The sequence below is a fragment of the Nonomuraea sp. NPDC048882 genome (genome assembly GCF_040649755.1).
Classification (GTDB): domain Bacteria; phylum Actinomycetota; class Actinomycetes; order Streptosporangiales; family Streptosporangiaceae; genus Nonomuraea; species Nonomuraea maheshkhaliensis.
Genome location: NZ_JBEZGB010000016.1, coordinates 127,525 through 146,038, shown reverse-complemented (window position 1 = coordinate 146,038; position 18,514 = coordinate 127,525). Strand labels below are relative to the sequence as shown.

Here is an 18,514-nt window from a genome sequence, read left to right as displayed (position 1 = left end):
GCCCCCTCTGGCGTCAGCTGCCTGACGGCGTGAGCACGAGCCGGCCGAACACCTCGCCGGCGACCATCTTGCGGTGCGCCGTCGCGGCCTGCTCCAGGGGCAGCACCTCGTGCACCACCGACTCGAGCTCACCCCGGCCCGCCGCGGCCAGCAGGCCGGCGGTCGCGGTGCGCCGGTCGTCGTGCGGCACGGAGTCGGCGCTGAAGACCGCGAACGACAGCGACTTACGGAACGCCGCGAACAGCTCCATGCCGAAGTCCGCCGGCGGGAAGCCCGCGACCGCGCCGACGCCCACCAGGCGGCCGTTCGGGTTGAGCTTGGCGAAAAGCGACGGCAGGCCCGCGCCGGCGACGATGTCGATGATGACGTCGTACGCCGCGGGCGCGCTGTCGTCTCCTTCGCCGGAACGGTCCAGCACGTGGGTCGCGCCGAGCTTCCGCAGCCGCTCGCCCCGCTCGGCCGACGACGTCGTGACCGCCACCGCGCCGGCGCCGTCACGGGCCGCGAGCTGGACCGCCATGACCCCGATGCCACCGGCCGCGCCGCGCACCAGCACGGACTCGCCGGGGACGAAACGGGCATGGCGGAGCGCGAACTGAGCCACCATGCCGGAGCTCCCGAGTGTCACCGCGTCGGCGGCGGACATGTCCGCGGGGAGCGGGACGAGCGCCGAGGCCGGGGCGACGGCCTGCTCCACGTAGCCGCCGCCCTCGCCGGTGAACGCCCACACGCGCCGGCCGAGCCAGGACGGGTCCACACCGTCGCCCGCGGCGGTCACGGTGCCCGCTATCTCGCCGCCCGGGATGTGACCTTCCTGGAAGCCGTACCCGGCCAGAGCTCCGCTGAGGATCAGGACGTCGACACCGCCGACGCCGATCGCCTCGGTGGTGATCACCACCTGGCCCGCGGCGGGGCTCGGGTCGGGCACGTCGACGACCGCGAGTCCTTCCGGGCCGCCGAACTTCTGGATGGCAACTGCCTTCATCTGTCGTCTCCTTACAAGGTCGAAGCCCTGAGGACACTAGTGGACGCCCCCGTCCGTTTAGCTAAAGTGAGAACGGTGGACGACCGTTTGACTCACAAGCTGCGCTCCGACGCCCTCGACAACCGCGAACGCATCCTCGAAGCCGCCCGCACGGTCTTCGCCGCCGAGGGCCTGCACGTGCCGATGCGGGAGATCGCGCGCCGCGCCGGGGTCGGCCCTGCCACTCTCTACCGGCGGTTCCCGACCAAGGAGCTGCTGGCCACGGAGGCGTTCGCGGACCAGATGCGCGCCTGCGAGGTCATCGTCGCGGACGGGCTCGACGACCCTGATCCGTGGCGTGGCTTCTGCCAGGTGATCGAGCGGATCTGTGAGCTGCACGCCCGCGACCGGGGCTTCACCGCGGCCTTCATGGCCACGTTCCCTGGCGCGATCGACTTCGCCACGAGCCGGACGCACACGCTCGACGCGGTCGCCGAGCTGGCCCGCCGGGCCAAGGCCACCGGGAAGCTGCGCCCCGACTTCGTGCTGGACGATCTCATTCTCGTCCTCATGGCCAACAACGGCCTCCAGGCGGCCACACCGGCGGGCCGGGTGGCGGCCTCCCGGCGCTTCGCCGCGCTGGCCGTCCAGGCACTGCGCGCCGCCCCCGGCGCCGAGCCGCTACCGCCGCCGGCCCGGCTGGCGCCCGGCCGGCCGCTCTCACCGACATCCTGAACGCCACCCGGCCAAAGCGATGCGTCACTCCCCGCCGGGCTCGGCGGTCTGCTCCCACATCGACTTCATCTCGGCGAAGCCCTGCTCCATGATCCGCACCATGGCCCGCCTGGCCCGCTCGCCGTCGCGCCGCTGGATGGCGTGGGCCACGTCGGTGTGCAGCTGCAGCGCCTCCTCGTCGGGGTAGTGCGGCATCAGGTGGTAGTGGTGCCGGCCGGCCAGCACCTCGGCCACGATCAGCTGGAGCTCGGAGAACATCTCGTTGCCCGAGGCGACCAGCACCCGCCGGTGGAAGTCGATGTCCAGGTCGAGGAAGCGGGCCTCGTCGCCCGCCTTGCCCGCGGCCCACATCTTGGCGGCGAGTCCCACTAAATCGCTCGCCTCGTCGTCGTGGACGCGTTCTGCGGCCAGCCAGGCCGCGTACGGCTCGATGGCCGTACGGAGCTCGGTGATCGAGCGCATCTGCGCCATCCGCTCGCCGGAGGCGAGCCGCCACCGGATCACCTGCGGATCGAAGACCTTCCACGCCTCGGCGGGCTGGATCATGATGCCGACCCGGCGCCGGGTCTCGACGAGCCCCATGGAGGCGAGCACCCGCAGCACCTCGCGGATCACCGAGCGGGAGACCTGGTAGCGGTCGACCAGGTCTTCGATGCTGAGGACGGAGCCCGCGGGCGGGTCGCCGTTGCAGATGACGGTGCCGAGTTCGTCGAGGACACGAGCATGGAGCCCAGCCTCGGCAGGGGCCTGTGGGCTGGATGCGCCCCTGGGGGAGGACTGGGTCACGGACAAAGCATATCAATTGAAAGACGATACTTGAATAAGTCAGCTTTTTTGGCCTAGCATCCCGACATTAAACGGATGTTACGAGTGCGTGGCGCTCTACCGGGGGGGGCGGCGACCATGACGAAAGGCGAGATGACGTGCGACATCGATCGATAATCGGCCCATCTCTGGCCGTGGTTGTTGCCATGAGCCTGTCCGCCTGCGGCGGCGGTGGCGACAGCGGCGAGGGCGGATCCAACACGGTCCGGGTCACGCTGGCCAACCACGTGTGGACCGACAACATCAAGAAGGCCCTGCCCGAGTTCGAGAAGCAGTCCGGGCTCAAGGTCGAGGTCACCCAGCTCGGTGAGGACCAGCTGTCCGACCAGTACAACGTCAAGCTCAACGCCGGCTCGTCCGACATCGACGTGATGATGTACCGGCCCCTGCAGGAGGGCAAGCTCTTCGCCAAGAACAAGTACCTGGCCGACCTGTCGGACCAGGTGAAGGCGAACGCGAACTGGGACTTCGCCGACTTCCAGGCGGGCCCGAAGGAGGCCACGACCTACGAGGGCAAGCCGGTCGGCGTGCCGATCATCACCGAGCAGGAGGTCCTCTACTACCGCAAGGACCTGCTGGAGAAGGCCGGGCTCGACGGCCCGCCGAAGACCCTCGACGAGCTGAAGGCCGCCGCCGCCAAGATCAAGGCGTCCGACCCCGGCGTCGCCGGGTTCGTCGCCCGTACCGGCAAGTCCGCGGCCGTCACCCAGTTCTCGAGCTTCCTCTACAGCTTCGGCGGCGACTTCGTCGACGCCGGCGGCAAGTCGGCGGTGGCCAGCGACGCGGCCAAGCAGGCGTACGCCTTCTACGGCGGCCTGATCAAGGACTCCGGGCCGGCGAACGTCAGCACCGACATGGGCTGGCCCGAGGCGATGGCCATCTTCACCCAGGGCAAGGCCGCCTTCTACACCGAGGCGAACTCCCTGTACAAGAACGCCACCGACCCGGCCAAGTCCAAGGTGTCGGACCAGGTCGGCTTCGCGCCGTTCCCGGCCGGCCCGGCGGGTTCGAAGCCGTACAACATCCCGTCGTGGGCGCTGGGCGTCAACGCCAGCTCCGAGAACACCGCGAACGCGTGGAAGTTCATCGAGTGGGCCACCGGCAAGGACCAGACGCTCGCGCAGCAGAAGTCCGGCGTGCCGGGCGCCCGCGCCTCCGTCTGGGACAACCCCGAGGGCATCTCGACGTTCCCGAAGGACCTCGCCGACTCCATCGCGGCCAGCACCAAGACCGGCGTGGGGCATGACCGGCCCCTGGTCGTGAAGGTCGCCGAGTCGCGCGAGATCGTCGGCCAGCCGATCGTGGACGCCATCACCGGCAAGGACGCCGCCGCGGCGGCCGACACCGCCAACACCGCGTTCCAGAAGTTCCTGGACGACGAGGCCCGGTAAGCGGCGCACGCGGGCGACGGGACCGTCGCCCGCGCACCTCCGCAGTTCCGCCTCATCTGGAGACCTCATGGCAACGACCACCACCGAGGCGCCGCCCGGCGCCGCCACCGCCCCCGCCACGCCCGGCTGGGCCCGCTGGGTCGATCACCACCGCAAGTGGCTGTTCGCCGCGCCCGCGATGATCTTCGTCGCCGCGCTGCTCGTCTTTCCCCTGGCCTGGACCGGCTACCTCAGCCTGACCGACGCCGAGGGGTCCGTGCGCGCGGAGAGCGAGTTCATCGGCCTGCGGAACTATCTCGACGTCCTGACCGACTTCGAACGGTTCTGGCCGGCCGTCGGGCGGACCGCCACGTTCACCGTCGTGGCGCTGCTGTTCGAGGTGGTGCTGGGGATGGCGATCGCGCTGCTGCTGTGGCGGCCGTTCAAGGGCGAGCGCTGGGTCCGGGTCGCCATCCTGCTGCCGCTGGTCGCCACCCCGGTCGCGGTCGGCATGATGTGGCGGCTCATCTTCGACCCGAACATCGGCCTGGCCAACCAGGCCCTCGGCTGGGTCGGCATCGGGCCGCAGCCGTGGCTGGCCGGCCAGCACACGGCCCTGCCCACGACGATCTTCATCGACGTGTGGCAGTGGACGCCGATGGTGGTGCTGATCCTGCTGGCCGGGCTCACCTCGCTGTCGGAGGAGCCGCAGGAGGCGGCGCGCATCGACGGCGCCAGCACCTGGCAGCGCTTCCGTCACGTCACCCTGCCGCTGCTGATGCCGACGCTGACGGTGGCGATCCTGCTGCGCGGCATCGACGCGCTGAAGACCTTCGACATCCTGTACGCCACCAAGGGCCGCGGCGGCGGCTCCTTCCACGAGGTCGAGACGCTCAACGTGTACGCCTACGGCCTCAGCTTCGACTACAACGAGTACGGCGTCTCCTCCACCGTCCTCATCCTCTTCTTCCTCATCATCATCGGGGCGATGTGGGCCCTGACCACCCGGCGCAAGGAGGCGCAGCGATGAGACCCCGGACCGCTTACCAGGTGTTCCGGGGGGTGGCGCTCACGGTCGTGGTGCTCGGGCTGATCGCGCCGCTGATCTGGATGGTCGCCGCGTCGTTCAAGACGAACGTCGACATCTACGACCCCGGCAAGGCGCTGGCCTTCGTCCCCACCCTGGCCAACTACGCCAACGTGCTCCAGCAGGCGAACTACGTCGAGTTCATCCTCAACAGCCTCTGGGTGGCCTTCGCCGCGACCGTGCTCTCGCTGATCCTGGGCGTGCCGGCGGCGTACTCGATGAGCCGGTTCAACATGCGCAAGTCGGCGCTGGTGGTGCTGATGGCCCGGGTCATCCCCGGCGTGTCGCTGCTGGTCCCCTGGTTCTACGTCTTCTCCAACCTGAAGCTGGTCGGCGGCTTCGGGGTGCTGATCATCAGCCACATGTTCGTGTCGCTGCCGCTGGTCGTCTACATCATGATGGGCTACTTCGACAGCCTGCCCGAGGAGCTGGAGGAGGCGGCGCTGGTCGACGGGCTGACCCATGTGGGCGCGTTCCGGCGGATCACGCTGCCGCTGTCGGTGCCGGGGATCGCCACGGCGGGCATCCTGTCGTTCATCTTCTCCTGGAACAACTTCATGTTCGCCCTGGTGCTGTCCGACGCCGACACCAAGACCCTGCCGGTGGCGATCTTCGACTTCGTCGGGTACGCCAGCATCGACTGGGGCGGCCTGATGGCCGCGACCACCGTGGTCACACTGCCGATCATGGTGATCGCCCTGTTCGTGCAGAAGTACGTCGTCTCCGGCCTGACCGCCGGCGCGACCAAGGGCTGAGGGCATGACGACCATCACGCGTGTCGAGACCTTCCTGGTCGCCCCTCGCTGGCTCTTCGTCCGGGTCGAGACCGCCTCGGGCGTCGTCGGCTGGGGCGAGGCCACCTGCGAGGGGCGTTCGGAGACCGTGCGCACCGCCGTGCACCAGCTCGCCGAGCTGCTCGTCGGCCGGGACGCATTGCGCATCGAGGACCACTGGCAGGTGATGACCAAGGGCTCGTTCTACCGGGGCGGGCCGATCCTGGCCAGCGCCGTGTCGGGCCTGGACCAGGCGCTGTGGGACATCGCCGGCAAACACTTCGGCGCGCCGGTGCACCAGCTGCTCGGCGGCCCGGTCCGCGACCGGATCCGCGTGTACGGCTGGGTCGGCGGCGACGAGCCCAGCGAGGTGCGCGACCACATCGCCGCCCAGGTCGAGGCCGGGCTCACCGCGGTGAAGATGAACGCCTCCGGCCGGATGAGCCCGCTCGCCTCGGTCGCCGAGCTGAACGGCGTGGTCGCCCGGGTGGCCGCCGCCCGCGAGGTGCTCGGCGACACCCGCGACGTGGCCGTGGACCTGCACGGGCGTTTCACCCTGGCCAACGCCCGCCGGCTGGCGCCGCTGCTGGAGCCGTACCGGCCGCTGTTCCTGGAGGAGCCGGTCGTCCCGGAGAACTCGCACCTGATCGGCGAGTTCGTCCGTTCGACGCCGGTCCCGGTCTCGACCGGCGAGCGGCTCTACAGCCGGCAGGAGTTCCTGCCGGTCCTCCAGGCCGGCATCGCGGTCGCCCAGCCGGACCTCTCGCACGCCGGCGGCATCACCGAGGTACGCAAGATCGCCGCGCTGGCCGAGGTGTACGACGTGCAGCTCGCCCCGCACTGCCCGCTCGGCCCGATCGCGCTGGCGGCCTGCCTTCAGGTGGGTTTCGCCACGCCGAACTACCTGATCCAGGAGCAGAGCATCGGCATCCACTACAACCGGGGCGCCGACGTGCTCGACTACTGTGTCGACGGGGCCGCGCTGGCGTTCGCGGACGGCCACATCGAGCGGCTCACCGCGCCCGGCCTGGGCATCGAGATCGACGAGGCTTCGGTCCGCGCCGCCGACAAGCGGGGGCACGCCTGGCGCGGTCCGATCTGGCGGCACCGCGACGGCTCGTTCGCGGAATGGTGAGCCCCATCCCTGTTGTGAGAAAGGCACCTCTGTGAAGATCATCGCCGCGGACGTCGTCGTCACCAGTCCGGACCGGAACTTCGTCACCCTGAAGATCACCACGGATGACGGCATCACCGGCCTGGGCGACGGCACCCTCAACGGGCGCGAGCTGTCGGTCGCCTCCTACCTGGCCGATCACGTCGTCCCCCTGCTGATCGGGCGAGACGCGCACCGCATCGAGGACACGTGGCAGTTCCTCTACCGCTCGGCGTACTGGCGGCGCGGGCCCGTCACCATGGCCGCCATCGCGGCCGTGGACGTGGCGCTGTGGGACATCAAGGCCAAGGCCGCCGGGATGCCGCTCTACCAGCTGCTCGGCGGCGCCTCCAGGACCGGGATCATGGCGTACGGGCACGCGTCGGGCCGGGACGAGCAGGAGCTGTTCGACTCGATCCGCCGGCACCTGGAGCTGGGCTACCGCTCGATCCGGGTGCAGACCTCCGTGCCGGGCATCAACGCCGTGTACGGTGTCGCCGCCCAGCCCAGCGTGGACGGCAAGCGCTACGACTACGAGCCGGCCCAGCGCACCCCGCTGCCCGCCGAGGAGGACTGGGACACCCGGGCCTACCTGCGTCACCTGCCCGGCGTCTTCGAGGCGGTGCGTAACGAGTTCGGCCCCGAACTGCCGCTGCTGCACGACGGGCACCACCGGATGACGCCGATCCAGGCGGCCAAGCTGGGCAAGGCGCTGGAGCCGTACGACCTGTTCTGGCTGGAGGACTGCACACCGGCCGAGAACCAGGACGCGCTGCGCCTGGTCCGGCAGCACACGACCACGCCGCTGGCGATCGGCGAGGTGTTCAACACCGTGTGGGACTACCAGACTCTGATCCGCGAGCAGCTCATCGACTACGTCCGCTCGGCCGTCACCCACACGGGCGGCATCACGGCCATGCGGAAGCTGCTCGACTTCGCCGCGCAGTACCAGATCAAGTCCGGCATCCACGGCCCGACCGACATCTCACCGGTCGGCATGGCCGCCGCGCTCCACCTGGACCTGGCGATCCACAACTTCGGCATCCAGGAGTACATGCAGCACGGGGCGGCGACCAACGAGGTGTTCCGGCAGTCGTTCACGTTCGACGACGGCTACCTGCATCCGGGTGAGCAGCCTGGGCTCGGGGTGGAGCTGGACGAGCAGGCTGCGGCGCGGTTCCCGTACCAGCCGGCCTACCTGCCGTTCAACCGGCTCAAGGACGGCACCGTCCACGACTGGTGAGCCGTTCACGACGACGCCTGGGCGCCTTTTACCGGCGCCTGGGCGTCGCCGGTGTCACGGCCGCTCCCCCGCCCGGCGCGAGCGTGCGTACCAGATCCAGCCGCTCAGGCCGGCGAACAGCAGCGCGACGAACGGCGATCCGGCGAGCAGGGAGATGACCGCGAACGACGCGCTGAAGACGATCATGATCGTGTACGCCTCTTTGGGCAGGAGCGGCGTCGCCGCTCGGGCCAGGCGTCGCGCGCCGGCGGCGAACGATCGGGCGAAGTCCGGATCGTCGTCTGCCAACCGGCGCTGAATGTCCCTTAGGGCCGCACGTTCGTCGTCGTCGAGCACGACACACCTCCAGGGCGATGCCGCTAACTTGGATTTTTGTATCGTAGCACGATATAAACTGGAATCCATGGACGCTGTCACGTGCGGCCCGAGGGCGCGCGCGACCTGGGAGAGGCGAGAGAGAGGCGACGCGATCGTGGGCGACGTTCTGGACGAAGCGCCGGAGCAGGACGAATCCATCATCGCACCTGCGGACACGGACGGAGCTGTTGTCGCACCTGCGGACACGGCCGAATCCGCCGCTGTACCGGCGGACACGGCCGAATACACCGTCGTACCCGCGAACACAGACGAGTCCGCCGTCGCACCTGCGGGCGAAACCGGAGCGGCGCGACCGGAGCCCCTGACCAAGCAGGACTTCGAGGCGCTGGCCAGGTTCCGTTTCGCGATCCGCGCCTACCTGCGCTTCAGCGAGGACGCGGTGCGCGCCGCCGGCCTGACTCCGCAGCAGTATCAGCTGCTGCTGGCGCTCAAGGGCTTCCCCGGCCGTGACTGGGCGAGCGTGCGGGAGCTCGCCGACCGGCTGCTGCTGCGCCACCACAGCGTGGTCGAGCTGGTAGGCCGGGCGCAGAAGCAGGGTCTCGTACGCCGGACCGCCCACCCCAGCGACGGCCGGGCGGTACGGGTGACGCTGGCTCCCGCGGGCGAACGCGTCCTGACCCGCCTGGGCACGCTGCACCGCGACGAGCTGCGGCGGATGGACACCGCGATCCTGCCCCCTGAGTGGGAGAGCGCCTCACCCCCGTTCGACGGAAACTGAGTCCCGGCACCGGCCCGCCCCGCCTCAAGGAAGGGATCATGGACACTCGGACGACGCTGACCATGGAACACGCCCACCTCCTGACCCAGGTCACCGACCGGGCCCGTGACGTCCTGCGGGTGGCCGGGCAGGACCGCTGGCCGAGCCGCGAACTGACCGCGCTGGCCGGCTACCTGCGCGCCGAGCTCATCAGGCAGGTCACCGACGAGGAACGGCTGCTCTTCCCGGCCCACGAGACCACCCCAGAGCTGTCCCGGCTGGCCCGCGACCACGCCCGGCTGCGCGCCTGCGTCGACACCCTCGCCGCCGCGGCCCGCGAACGTGGCGCCCGCTCCCCTGCCCAGCTCGCCACCACCGTCCGCGACCTGCTCACCCAGCTCGGGAACCACCTCACCACCGAGCAGGCGATCCTGGCCGCGCAGGACAGGCCGGCCACCTCCACCTCGGCTCTCGGCGCCTGCCCGCACCACTGGTACCCACTGACCGAGGGCCCTGTCGTCGACCTGGACGCCCTTCCCGCCGACCGCCTGACGGAGGCTATCGGCGACCGGCTGCGGCGGCTGTCGCGGGGCGAGCAGCTCGACCTGTGCTCAAGCACCGACCCGAGCGACCTGTGCGACACGCTGGCGGCCGGCCACGACGACTACGGTTTCACGTACCTGGCCTGCGGGCCTGACTTGTGGCGGGTACGCGTCACCCACCGCCTCGGCCGCTGACCCCGGCCTTCTGCGCCATCCCCCAGCTCGGACACCGACCCCGACCCGCTACGCCACCCACGGCGAGAGCGGGCACCGTGTGCAGCATCGCGATCAGCGCCCCGGCCACTGCCCCGGCTATCGAGCCGGTCGCCTGCCAGTGATCATCTCCGTCGCCCGCAGGACGATCGTCGTCGGCGACGCGCGCAAGTTCGCCTTGAACGCCCCGATCCGGGTGTGCGGCTGGGACGCGGCCGACCTGCTGGTGACGGAGGGCGTCCCGGCCGGCTTCACCGGTGTCGGAGTGCAGCTCGCGCCATAGGCGTTTCCGCCCACCGCCCGCCCGGCGAATCGCCTTATTCCCTTTATTTCGCATTTGCCAGCGAACGCCCCAATTCACCGCGCCAAAAATCAACCGGTAACAAAGTCTTGACAGGAGCCGCTATCCACCAATACTCTCCCAGCTAAAATTATATCGATTTAATCAGCGGAGCTCGTGACCATGAGACCCCCCAGCAGCATCCGCCGAGCGCTCGCCACCGGCCTGGCCGCCCTGCTCTGCCTGCCGCTCACCGCGCTCCCCTCGGCCGCGAACGCCGCGAACACCGCGGGCGCCAGGGACGCCACAGACGCCGACGCGACGACCGGCAGCACGGGCGCCGGAGCCGTGCACGCCGCGGGCACGTACAGGGGCTCGGAGAGCGCCCGCACCTCGGGCCGCCACCGCCCCACCCCCCGCCTGGAGCAGCTCGATCGCGGCCTGGTGGCCGCGTCCACCGGCGAAGGCGTCTTCCTGAGCTGGCGCCTCCTCGGTGACGAGGTCTCCGGCCACGGCCAGAACGGCATGACGGGCGCCACCTTCCGCGTCTACCGCGACGGCCGCCCCATCGCCACCGTGACCGACAGCACCAACTACAAGGACACCGGCGGCACGGCCCGTTCGGAGTACCGGGTGGCGCCGATCGTCAAGGGCCGCGAAGGCCGCAAGAGCGGCGTGGCCGCGCCTTGGCTTAAAACGTTTTACGATCTTCCGCTGAAGAAGCCGGCCGACGGCGCGACCCCGGCCGGCGAGGCGTACACGTACGCGGCCAACGACCTGAGCGTCGGCGACGTGGACGGCGACGGCCGGTACGAGTACGTCGTCAAGTGGGACCCGTCCAACAGCAAGGACGTCTCCCAGCGCGGCTACACCGGCAACACCTACGTGGACACGTACGAACTGGACGGCACTCTGCGCTGGCGCCTCGACCTGGGCGTCAACATCCGCTCCGGCGCCCACTACACCCAGTTCCTGGTCTACGACTTCGACGGCGACGGCCGTTCGGAGATGATGCTCAAAACCGCCCCAGGCACCAAGATCATCCGGTACGGCGGCAGAGGCCAGGTCGTCTCCGAGCGTTATGTCACGATGCCGCGCGCGGACGTCAAAGCCGGATACGCGAATACCGACGACTATCGAAAAAGCGCGGCAGACTATTTCGACCATGTTGCCGCCATGTTCGAGAAATGGCATGAGCACCCGGAGGTCGTCGCCGGACGCTGGCCGGCCACGCTCGAAGCGGCGTTCGGGATCGCGCCCAAGTACCGTTACCCGCTCTCCCACGCGGACGCGGTCGAGCTGGCCACGTACTTCGTGGACGTCCACGCGCCGGCCCGCAGCGGCAACAACCGGCTGCGCGAGTTCGCCGGGTTCGTCCTGACCGGCCCCGAATATCTGTCGGTCTTCGAGGGCGCCACCGGCCGCGAGCTGCAGACGATCCCCTACAAGCCCGGCCGCGGCGACGACGGCCTGCTGTGGGGCGACTACGCGATGGCCAGGGTCGAGCCGGGCAACCGGGTCGACCGCTTCCTGTCCTCGGTCGCCTACCTCGACGGCAAGCGCCCGTCGGCGATCCTCGCCCGTGGCTACTACACCCGTACCACGCTGGTCGCCTACGACTGGGACGGCCGGCGGCTCAAGGAGCGCTGGTACGTCGACAGCGGCCACGTCCCGATGGCCAACCCGTTCAACGCCGCCCCGCACGGCGTGGACGGCAGCGACCCCGAGTACGCCACCCTCACCACGCAGGGCTTCCACTCGATGAGCGTGGCCGACGTGGACGACGACGGCAGGCAGGAGGTCGTTTACGGCTCCGCCACCATCGACGACGACGGCGACCTGCTCTACTCCTCCTTCGCCGTGGCCCCGCCGCAGAGCAACGTGCCCGGCCAGAACGTCCGCCTCGGCCACGGCGACGCCATGCACGTCGGCGACATCGACCCCGACCGGCCCGGCCTGGAGATCTGGACCGTGCACGAGGGCGGCCCCTGGGCCCCGTACGGCTGGGCGCTGCGCGAGGCGGCCACCGGCGAGGTGATCCACGGCGGCTACAGCGGCGTGGACACCGGCCGCGGCATGACCGGCGACATCGACCCGGCCGTCCGCGGCCTGGAGACCTGGTCGTCGATGCCGCCCGACCAGGCGATCCAGGCCGGTCTGTGGTCGGCCCGCGGCGAGTACCTGGGCCGCGACGCCCCCGGCACGAACATGAGCATCCGCTGGGCCGCCGACATGACCACCCAGAGCGTCAACGGCACCGCCACCACCGAGCTGCAGACACCGACGATCGACGACCGCCGTCGCGGCACGCTGCTGACCGCCGAGGGCACGCTGACCAACAACTGGACCAAGGGCAACCCCGGCCTGGTGGCGGACGTGTTCGGCGACTGGCGCGAGGAACTGCTGGTCCGCACCGCCGACAGCAGCGCCGTGCGGATGTACGTCAGCACCGAGCTGACCGACAGGAAGCTGTACACGCTGATGCACGACCCGCAGTACCGGGTGGAGGTGGCCAGGCAGCAGACCGCCTACAACCAGCCCGCCTACCCGAGCTTCTACCTCGGCTCGGACATCGACTGGTCGAAGGTCCCCATCCCGTCCACCAGGTGACCGGCGGACGGCGGGCGGGCCTCCATGGCCCGCCCGCCCCGCACTTGGGAAAACCACTTGCCGCGCTCATCCACCCGTGCGAGGCTCCGCCGGAACGAGACCGGCGGAGGAGGCGGGCGTGAGCAGATCCTCGATCCTGAACGTGACGTTCGACTGCGCCGACGCCGACTCCATGTCACGCTTCTGGAGCGAGGTCACCCGCTGGCCCCGCACGAAGGTGGACATGCCGGGCAACCCGTTCTGGTGGGTGGGCCTCGACCATGACAGCTCCCCTCACCTCGTCTTCGTCGAGGTGCCGGAGCCGAAACGCGGCAAGAATCGCGTTCACCTCGATCTCTTGCCCCAGGACGGATCGCAGGAGCAGGAGCTCACCCGGCTCGAAGCGCTGGGCGCGCGCATCGTGGACGACCGCCGCAGCCTCACCCCCGGCGGTTGGGTGGTGATGGCCGACCCCGAAGGCAACGAGTTCTGTGTCGAGGGCGGCGAGCAGCCGGGCCACACCCGCCACCATGGGCTCACCGAATCGGATGATGAGCACCGTGCGTTCCCGGGCACAACCACCTCCGTGCCGGAGAACGACTTCGACGAACACATCGCGCGGACGTACGAGGACAAATGGCCGGAGCTGTTCGAGCCCGCGGTCGTCGACCCCGCCGTGGACTTCCTCGCCGCCCTGGCCGGCCCGGGCGGCAGCGCCCTCGAACTGGGCATCGGCACCGGACGCATCGCGCTGCCCCTCAGCCGGCGCGGCGTCCGGGTGCACGGGATCGAACTGTCGCCGGCGATGGCGGCCCAGCTGAGCGGCAAACCGGGCGCCCAGCACATCGACGTGACCATCGGCGACTTCGCCACCACCAGGGCCGGGCACGACTTCACCCTCGCCTACCTGGTGCGCAACACCATCACGAACCTGACCACCCAGGACGAACAAGTCGAATGCTTCCGTACCGTGGCCGACCAGCTCGAACCCGGCGGCTCGTTCGTCATCGAGGTCTACATCCCCGAGCTCCGTCGCCTGCCACCGGGCCAGACCGTGCACCCGTTCACCGTGACGCCGGCGCATCTCGGGTTCGAGGAGTACGACGTGGCGTCACAGCTCGCCGTCTCCCATCACTACTGGGTCGTGGACGGCCGGCTGGAGACCCGTTCGACGCGGCACCGCTATGTCTGGCCGTCCGAGCTCGATCTGATGGCGCGGATCGCCGGAATGACCTTGCGCGAACGCTGGGCCGGCTGGAACCGCCAGCCCTTCACCGGCGACAGCCGCAGCCACATCTCGCGCTGGCAGAAGACGTCCTGACCGCCAGGCCGCATCACCGCCGCTGTCGCCGCACCCGTGGGCGGTCGCCCGCGCCTCAAGGAGACGCGAGCGACCGTTACAGCAGACGCGGGCGACCGTGGTTCGCAGTACGCGGGCCGGCGTCATTCGCGGTGCACGGGCGGGCGTGGCTCAGCCGACCGCCGGGCCCGGAATCGGGGTGAACCCGCCGAACTTGTGCGGCGGTTGGAGCGTGGGAGAGGGGTCCACGTTCAGGCCCAGGGATCCGTTTGCGAGGCGGGCCAGCAGGAATCCGGGCCCCAGCGTGCTGACACCGGGGCCGAACGCCGCCGGGTTACCGGAGACGGCACCGTCGATCCGCTCGTAACCGCGGTAGGCGGCATCGGGCGAGGCCGCCTTGTTGACGTACAGGGCGTCGTCGGTGCCCCGGACGTACAGAGAGGTGACGTTGCCCTGGAAGCTGAAAGCGGGGTCGCTGGTGGCGGTCCCGCCGAGCGGCTTCCAGGCGTACGGGAGCGTGAACAGGTTGAGCGTCCAGAGACCGCCGTCCGCGCCCCGTGCGGCGATGAAGCCGCCGCCGAAGAGAGCATCCTCGGCGACGGCGATGTTGCTGGTGACCTGGAGGTCTCCGAGCGGCTCGAACGCGGTCACGCCACTGGCGCTCACCCTGCTCACGTAGACGCGGTGGTCGGCGCCCCGGACGAACACCCGGACGGTGTCGTTGGGGACGGCGAAGGTACGGGCGGCGGTGATGTCGCTGGTGGCGAAGCCGCCGAGGCTGCTCCAGCCGGCCCACGCGCCGCCGTTGAGGCTGTTGGTCCACACGGCTCCGTCGGGCCCGCGCGCGAAGATCCGCAGGCTGCCCGCAGGTGCGAGGTTGGGCACGAGCGCCTCGACATCGCCGGTGACCGTCAGGCCGGGCACCGTCGAGTAACCGGTGACGGCGCCGGACGGGGTGATCGTGTTGGTGTAGACCTGGTCATCGGTGCCGCGGACGAAGAAATGGGTCCCACCGCTGTTCACCACCACCGACGGATCGCCGACGATCACCCCGCCGAGCGACTGGAGCGGCCCGAACGTGGTACCCGAGCGGGCGCTGTAGAGCAGCGCACCATCGGCCCCGCGCACGGCGACACCGGTCGCGACGGGCGGAGCGGCGCGATCGTAGGCCACGGCAGGGGTGCTGAGATCGGGCAGGTCAGCCGCGTACGGCGGCGGCACAACGGCGGCCGAGGCGTCGGATGCCGCGGCCGAGGCGGGGGTCGCGGGCGCCAGCACGCCCGCGGCGGCGGCCAGGATCGCTCCGGCCGCGAGGGTCTTGCGTAACCAGTGAGGCTGGACCATCGAAGTCCCTTCTCGGAGAGGTGACCTTGATTCGTCTCCCGGACGCCACTTGGATCACCGGGCGGCCGGAAAGGATCCACTTCGGAAGGACGCCTTTACAACGTAGATCGCAGGAAGGCCTCCATACCAGCGGCATACCGGCGCCTGCTTGGCTGTGGCCACCACCGAGCCCCTGCACGTGAAAGAGCGGGACTCCTTGAAGAGAGGTTCGCCTGTGAAGCAGAGAATCGCCCTCCTCCTCGGGACGGCCATGGTCTCGATGACGTTCGTGGCGGCACTCAACGCCGCTCCGGCGCAAGCGAAGTCATGGCATTGGCACGGCCCCGTGAGCAAGAGCGTGTGCGTCTCGGAAGCCGCCGTGAAGCGGACCAAGGGCATCAAAGCAGAATGCAAGTGGACGCCCTACGGCTACTACTGGGGCACCTACTCCTGATCCCCGCTCTCTGCCGGCTCGTACGGACTCCGGCCGTCGCCCCTCGATCCACCGAGTGCGCGTCAAGCATCCCGTCGGCTGGTCGGCAGCCGTACGTGAAAGGGGCGCCCCTCGTGGTGGAGGGGCGCCCCTTTCGAGCGTGCGGCCGGACTGCGGCCGGCGGGGGAGGTCAGCCGGTGGGCTTCTTGACGGAGACCGGCTGGGTCACGGGGTGGGTGTCCTTCTCGGCCCAGGAGCCGGTGGAGAAGGCGACCGGGTAGTTTTTCCGGCCGACCCCGTCGCCCCACTTCGTGACGACGTAGTCGATCTTGATGTGGCCCTCGCCGCCGATGCCGTCCACGCCCAGGGTCTCCGGGTTGAAGCGGCCGCCGGTCAGCTCGGCGAAGGTCTTGGCGTCCAGGTCCAGCATCACACCACGGTTGGAGGGGTCGCCGGGGCCCCGGTCGCCCACGAAGAAGGGCAGCTTCTTGCCCTTGTAGACGACGTAGCCCTCGGTCATGAGCGGCCAGCTCGGGCTGGCGACCAGGCCCTTCTGCATGGGCTTGCCCGCGGCGGGCAGACCGGTGTCTCCGGCGCGGCCGGAGGAGTCGTCCCAGAAGTAGGACGCGGTGGTCGAGCCTTGCAGAACGCCTCGCTGTTCGGTGCCGGTCTCGGCGTGCGCGGTGGCGGCCGAGCCGATGGTCACCGCGGTGACGGTGGAGGCGGCGAGCAGAGCGATGGAACGCAGGCGAGCAGACATGAAGAAATTCAGGTCCTTTGTTAGGGGACGGGAACTTGCGCTCGCGGACGAACGTAATCTGGGCAGCGCGCCGTGACGGACGCTGCATGGAGCGCGGCTGGATCCACGGAGGTCGGGATCCGGAGGTCCGGCGGGACCACCTCGTCGAGACGTGACGCGATGGATCCTTCACCGGGGAACGAGGTCCACGTTACGGACCAAACCGGACAAATGCAAACAAAACCCCATGAAACCGGCAAAGATCTACGTTGCGGGTAAAGGGACGTCAGTGCACGTCCTTCCTCAGCACCCGCAGAACGCCCACCCCCGCTGGGATGACGATCCAGAGCACCACGGACACGGCAAGCCGCGCGGCGTCGCCGCCGGTCAGGTCGGAGCTCATCAGCACGCTGATGGTCCTGTTGGGGTCGAGCCACTCCCCCGCCGTCTCCCCCACCGGGCCGAGCTGGCCGATGAAGCTCCACAGCATGGGATCGACCAGGTAGATCACGATCGTGGCGGGTGCGTTGAGCAGCAGCAGGCCCAGGGCGAGCCCCTGCGCGGTGGACAGGATCGTCGTCGCGATCCAGCCCAGCACCTGGCCGGGGTCGAGCTCCCAGGCGGCCTGCCCGCCCTGGGCGGCCGCGGCGACGGCGGTCGCCGGCACGGCCACCAGCAGCGCCAGCAGGCACGCCGCCACGGCCGCGACCAGCACGGGCAGGCACTTGGCCACCAGCACCCGTCCCCTGCGCGGCTCCAGTGTGAACGTGGTCAGCGCGGTGCGGTGGCTCCACTCGCCGGTCAGCGACAGGATGCCCAGCACGGGAAGCAGCGTCCCCGAGGCGATCCCGGCCGTGCCGGCCAGGGTGAACAGGTCGGCCGGCCCGCCGTACAGGGCCCGGCCGACGACGAGCGCCACCGCGGCCCCGACCAGGACACCCATCATGATCATGCTGGTGCGCGTGTCGAGCAGCTTGCGGGTCTCCACCCGCAGCAGCCTGCCGAAGGGGAGGCGGTACGCGGTCGGCGTGTCGGTGGTCATGCCAGGCTCCGGTCTGCGTGGGTGGTGAGTTCGAGGAAGGTCCGTTCGAGGTCGCGGCCCCGGCCGAGCTCGGCGAGCGTGCCCTCGGCCAGCACCCGGCCGGCGCCGATCATCACGATGCGGTCGGCCACCTGCTCGACCTCGTGCAGCAGATGGGAGCTGAGCAGCACCGCGCACCCCGAGCCGGCCAGGTCGCGCAGCAGCCCACGCATCCAGTGGATGCCCTGGGGGTCGAGGCCGTTGGCCGGCTCGTCGAGGATGAGCGCCCTGGGCCGGCCAAGCAGCGCGTGACCGATGCCCAGCCGTTGCCGCATGCCCAGCGAGTAGCCGCCGACGGGCCGTCTGCCCTCCTTGGGGCTCAGGCCCACCATCCGCAGCACCTCGTCGGCGCGCGAGCGGGGCAGGCCGAGCATCATCGCACCCAGGGTCAGCACCTCGCGGCCGGAGCGGCCGGGATGCTGGGCGCCGGCGTCGAGCAGGGTGCCGACGTCGTAGCCGGGTCTCTCCAGCTCCGCGTACGGCCGCCCCAGCACGGTGGCCGTGCCCGAGGTGGGGCGGGACAGGCCGGCCAGGATCCGCATGGCGGTGGACTTGCCCGCGCCGTTGGGACCCAGGAATCCGGTGATCGTGCCCGGCTGGACGGTGAAGGAGACCTCGTCCAGTGCCTTCACCTCGTGGTACGCCTTGCTGAGGCGGTGGAATTCAATCACGGGTCAAGTTCACCGAAAAGGCGGCCGGATCTCATCGGTCCTGGGTCCAGCGTTGGGGGCGAGAATGTGGACCATGGTCGGCAGTGAGGTGGACCTGGGGTGCTAAAGCCCTGGACAG

Annotated in this window: 19 protein-coding genes; 12 read left to right on the top strand and 7 right to left on the bottom strand. The window is 70.0% G+C overall.

All coding sequences use genetic code 11. From position 1 onward, the window contains the following. Positions 1-13 precede the first annotated feature (13 nt). The gene (locus AB0C27_RS43135) at positions 14-985 is read right to left on the bottom strand and encodes a zinc-binding dehydrogenase (RefSeq protein WP_357857488.1); all 972 of its coding nucleotides are present in this window, start codon (positions 983-985) and stop codon (positions 14-16) included. Positions 986-1,060: 75 nt separating this feature from the next. Between AB0C27_RS43135 and AB0C27_RS43130 the strand changes: the two genes are divergently transcribed. Next, positions 1,061-1,699, top strand: coding sequence for a helix-turn-helix domain-containing protein (locus AB0C27_RS43130; protein ID WP_357857485.1), 639 nt, complete (start codon positions 1,061-1,063; stop codon positions 1,697-1,699). 24 nt (positions 1,700-1,723) lie between these two features. On the opposite strand, the gene AB0C27_RS43125 is transcribed toward AB0C27_RS43130, so the two are convergent. Then, positions 1,724-2,485 (bottom strand): FCD domain-containing protein, encoded by a 762-nt coding sequence (locus AB0C27_RS43125; protein WP_357857482.1) that lies wholly within the window; start codon positions 2,483-2,485, stop codon positions 1,724-1,726. A gap of 185 nt (positions 2,486-2,670) precedes the next feature. Between AB0C27_RS43125 and AB0C27_RS43120 the strand changes: the two genes are divergently transcribed. From AB0C27_RS43120 to manD, 5 genes are all read left to right on the top strand, one after another. Continuing rightward, complete coding sequence (locus tag AB0C27_RS43120; RefSeq protein WP_357857480.1) at positions 2,671-3,915, top strand: sugar ABC transporter substrate-binding protein; 1,245 nt, start codon at positions 2,671-2,673, stop codon at positions 3,913-3,915. Between the two features lie 67 nt (positions 3,916-3,982). Further along, positions 3,983-4,924 carry a sugar ABC transporter permease gene (locus tag AB0C27_RS43115; RefSeq protein ID WP_357857477.1) on the top strand — a complete coding sequence of 314 codons (942 nt, stop codon included), beginning with the start codon at positions 3,983-3,985 and terminating at the stop codon, positions 4,922-4,924. Continuing rightward, entirely contained in the window at positions 4,921-5,736 is an 816-nt protein-coding gene (locus AB0C27_RS43110; protein WP_357857475.1) for a carbohydrate ABC transporter permease, read from the top strand. Before AB0C27_RS43115 ends, AB0C27_RS43110 begins: the two co-directional genes overlap by 4 nt. Positions 5,737-5,740: 4 nt before the next feature. Further along, positions 5,741-6,889: a galactonate dehydratase gene (gene dgoD, locus AB0C27_RS43105; protein ID WP_357857473.1), complete on the top strand. Its 1,149-nt coding sequence runs from the start codon at positions 5,741-5,743 to the stop codon at positions 6,887-6,889. A gap of 31 nt (positions 6,890-6,920) precedes the next feature. Next, complete coding sequence (manD, locus tag AB0C27_RS43100; protein ID WP_357857470.1) at positions 6,921-8,150, top strand: D-mannonate dehydratase ManD; 1,230 nt, start codon at positions 6,921-6,923, stop codon at positions 8,148-8,150. 54 nt (positions 8,151-8,204) lie between these two features. Here the strand turns inward: manD and AB0C27_RS43095 are convergent, their stop codons facing one another. Continuing rightward, complete coding sequence (locus tag AB0C27_RS43095) at positions 8,205-8,486, bottom strand: DUF3040 domain-containing protein (RefSeq protein ID WP_357857467.1); 282 nt, start codon at positions 8,484-8,486, stop codon at positions 8,205-8,207. Between the two features lie 67 nt (positions 8,487-8,553). On the opposite strand from AB0C27_RS43095, the gene AB0C27_RS43090 reads away from it, so the two are divergent. The 5 genes from AB0C27_RS43090 to AB0C27_RS43070 all read left to right on the top strand — a co-directional run bounded on the left by AB0C27_RS43090 (position 8,554) and on the right by AB0C27_RS43070 (position 14,170). Further along, entirely contained in the window at positions 8,554-9,246 is a 693-nt protein-coding gene (locus AB0C27_RS43090) for a MarR family winged helix-turn-helix transcriptional regulator (RefSeq protein ID WP_357857464.1), read from the top strand. Positions 9,247-9,284: 38 nt separating this feature from the next. Then, complete coding sequence (locus AB0C27_RS43085) at positions 9,285-9,962, top strand: hemerythrin domain-containing protein (RefSeq protein WP_357857461.1); 678 nt, start codon at positions 9,285-9,287, stop codon at positions 9,960-9,962. 139 nt (positions 9,963-10,101) lie between these two features. After that, positions 10,102-10,263, top strand: a complete 162-nt coding sequence (locus tag AB0C27_RS43080; RefSeq protein ID WP_357857458.1) for a hypothetical protein — start codon at positions 10,102-10,104, stop codon at positions 10,261-10,263. A gap of 180 nt (positions 10,264-10,443) precedes the next feature. Further along, positions 10,444-12,870, top strand: coding sequence for a rhamnogalacturonan lyase (locus AB0C27_RS43075; RefSeq protein ID WP_357857455.1), 2,427 nt, complete (start codon positions 10,444-10,446; stop codon positions 12,868-12,870). A 118-nt stretch (positions 12,871-12,988) separates the two neighbouring features. After that, positions 12,989-14,170 (top strand): VOC family protein, encoded by a 1,182-nt coding sequence (locus tag AB0C27_RS43070; protein WP_357857453.1) that lies wholly within the window; start codon positions 12,989-12,991, stop codon positions 14,168-14,170. 150 nt (positions 14,171-14,320) lie between these two features. Here AB0C27_RS43070 and AB0C27_RS43065 read toward each other — a convergent pair whose 3' ends face one another. After that, the gene (locus AB0C27_RS43065; RefSeq protein WP_357857450.1) at positions 14,321-15,493 is read right to left on the bottom strand and encodes a hypothetical protein; all 1,173 of its coding nucleotides are present in this window, start codon (positions 15,491-15,493) and stop codon (positions 14,321-14,323) included. A 214-nt stretch (positions 15,494-15,707) separates the two neighbouring features. Between AB0C27_RS43065 and AB0C27_RS43060 the strand changes: the two genes are divergently transcribed. Beyond that, positions 15,708-15,926, top strand: coding sequence for a hypothetical protein (locus AB0C27_RS43060; protein WP_357857447.1), 219 nt, complete (start codon positions 15,708-15,710; stop codon positions 15,924-15,926). Positions 15,927-16,095: 169 nt separating this feature from the next. Here AB0C27_RS43060 and AB0C27_RS43055 read toward each other — a convergent pair whose 3' ends face one another. The 3 genes from AB0C27_RS43055 to AB0C27_RS43045 form a co-directional block, all read right to left on the bottom strand. Continuing rightward, complete coding sequence (locus AB0C27_RS43055) at positions 16,096-16,665, bottom strand: hypothetical protein (RefSeq protein ID WP_357857444.1); 570 nt, start codon at positions 16,663-16,665, stop codon at positions 16,096-16,098. Positions 16,666-16,930: 265 nt separating this feature from the next. Then, positions 16,931-17,686, bottom strand: a complete 756-nt coding sequence (locus AB0C27_RS43050) for an ABC transporter permease (protein ID WP_357857441.1) — start codon at positions 17,684-17,686, stop codon at positions 16,931-16,933. Further along, positions 17,683-18,396 (bottom strand): ATP-binding cassette domain-containing protein, encoded by a 714-nt coding sequence (locus AB0C27_RS43045; protein WP_357857438.1) that lies wholly within the window; start codon positions 18,394-18,396, stop codon positions 17,683-17,685. The genes AB0C27_RS43050 and AB0C27_RS43045 overlap by 4 nt, the downstream gene beginning before the upstream one ends. Positions 18,397-18,514: the final 118 nt, after the last annotated feature.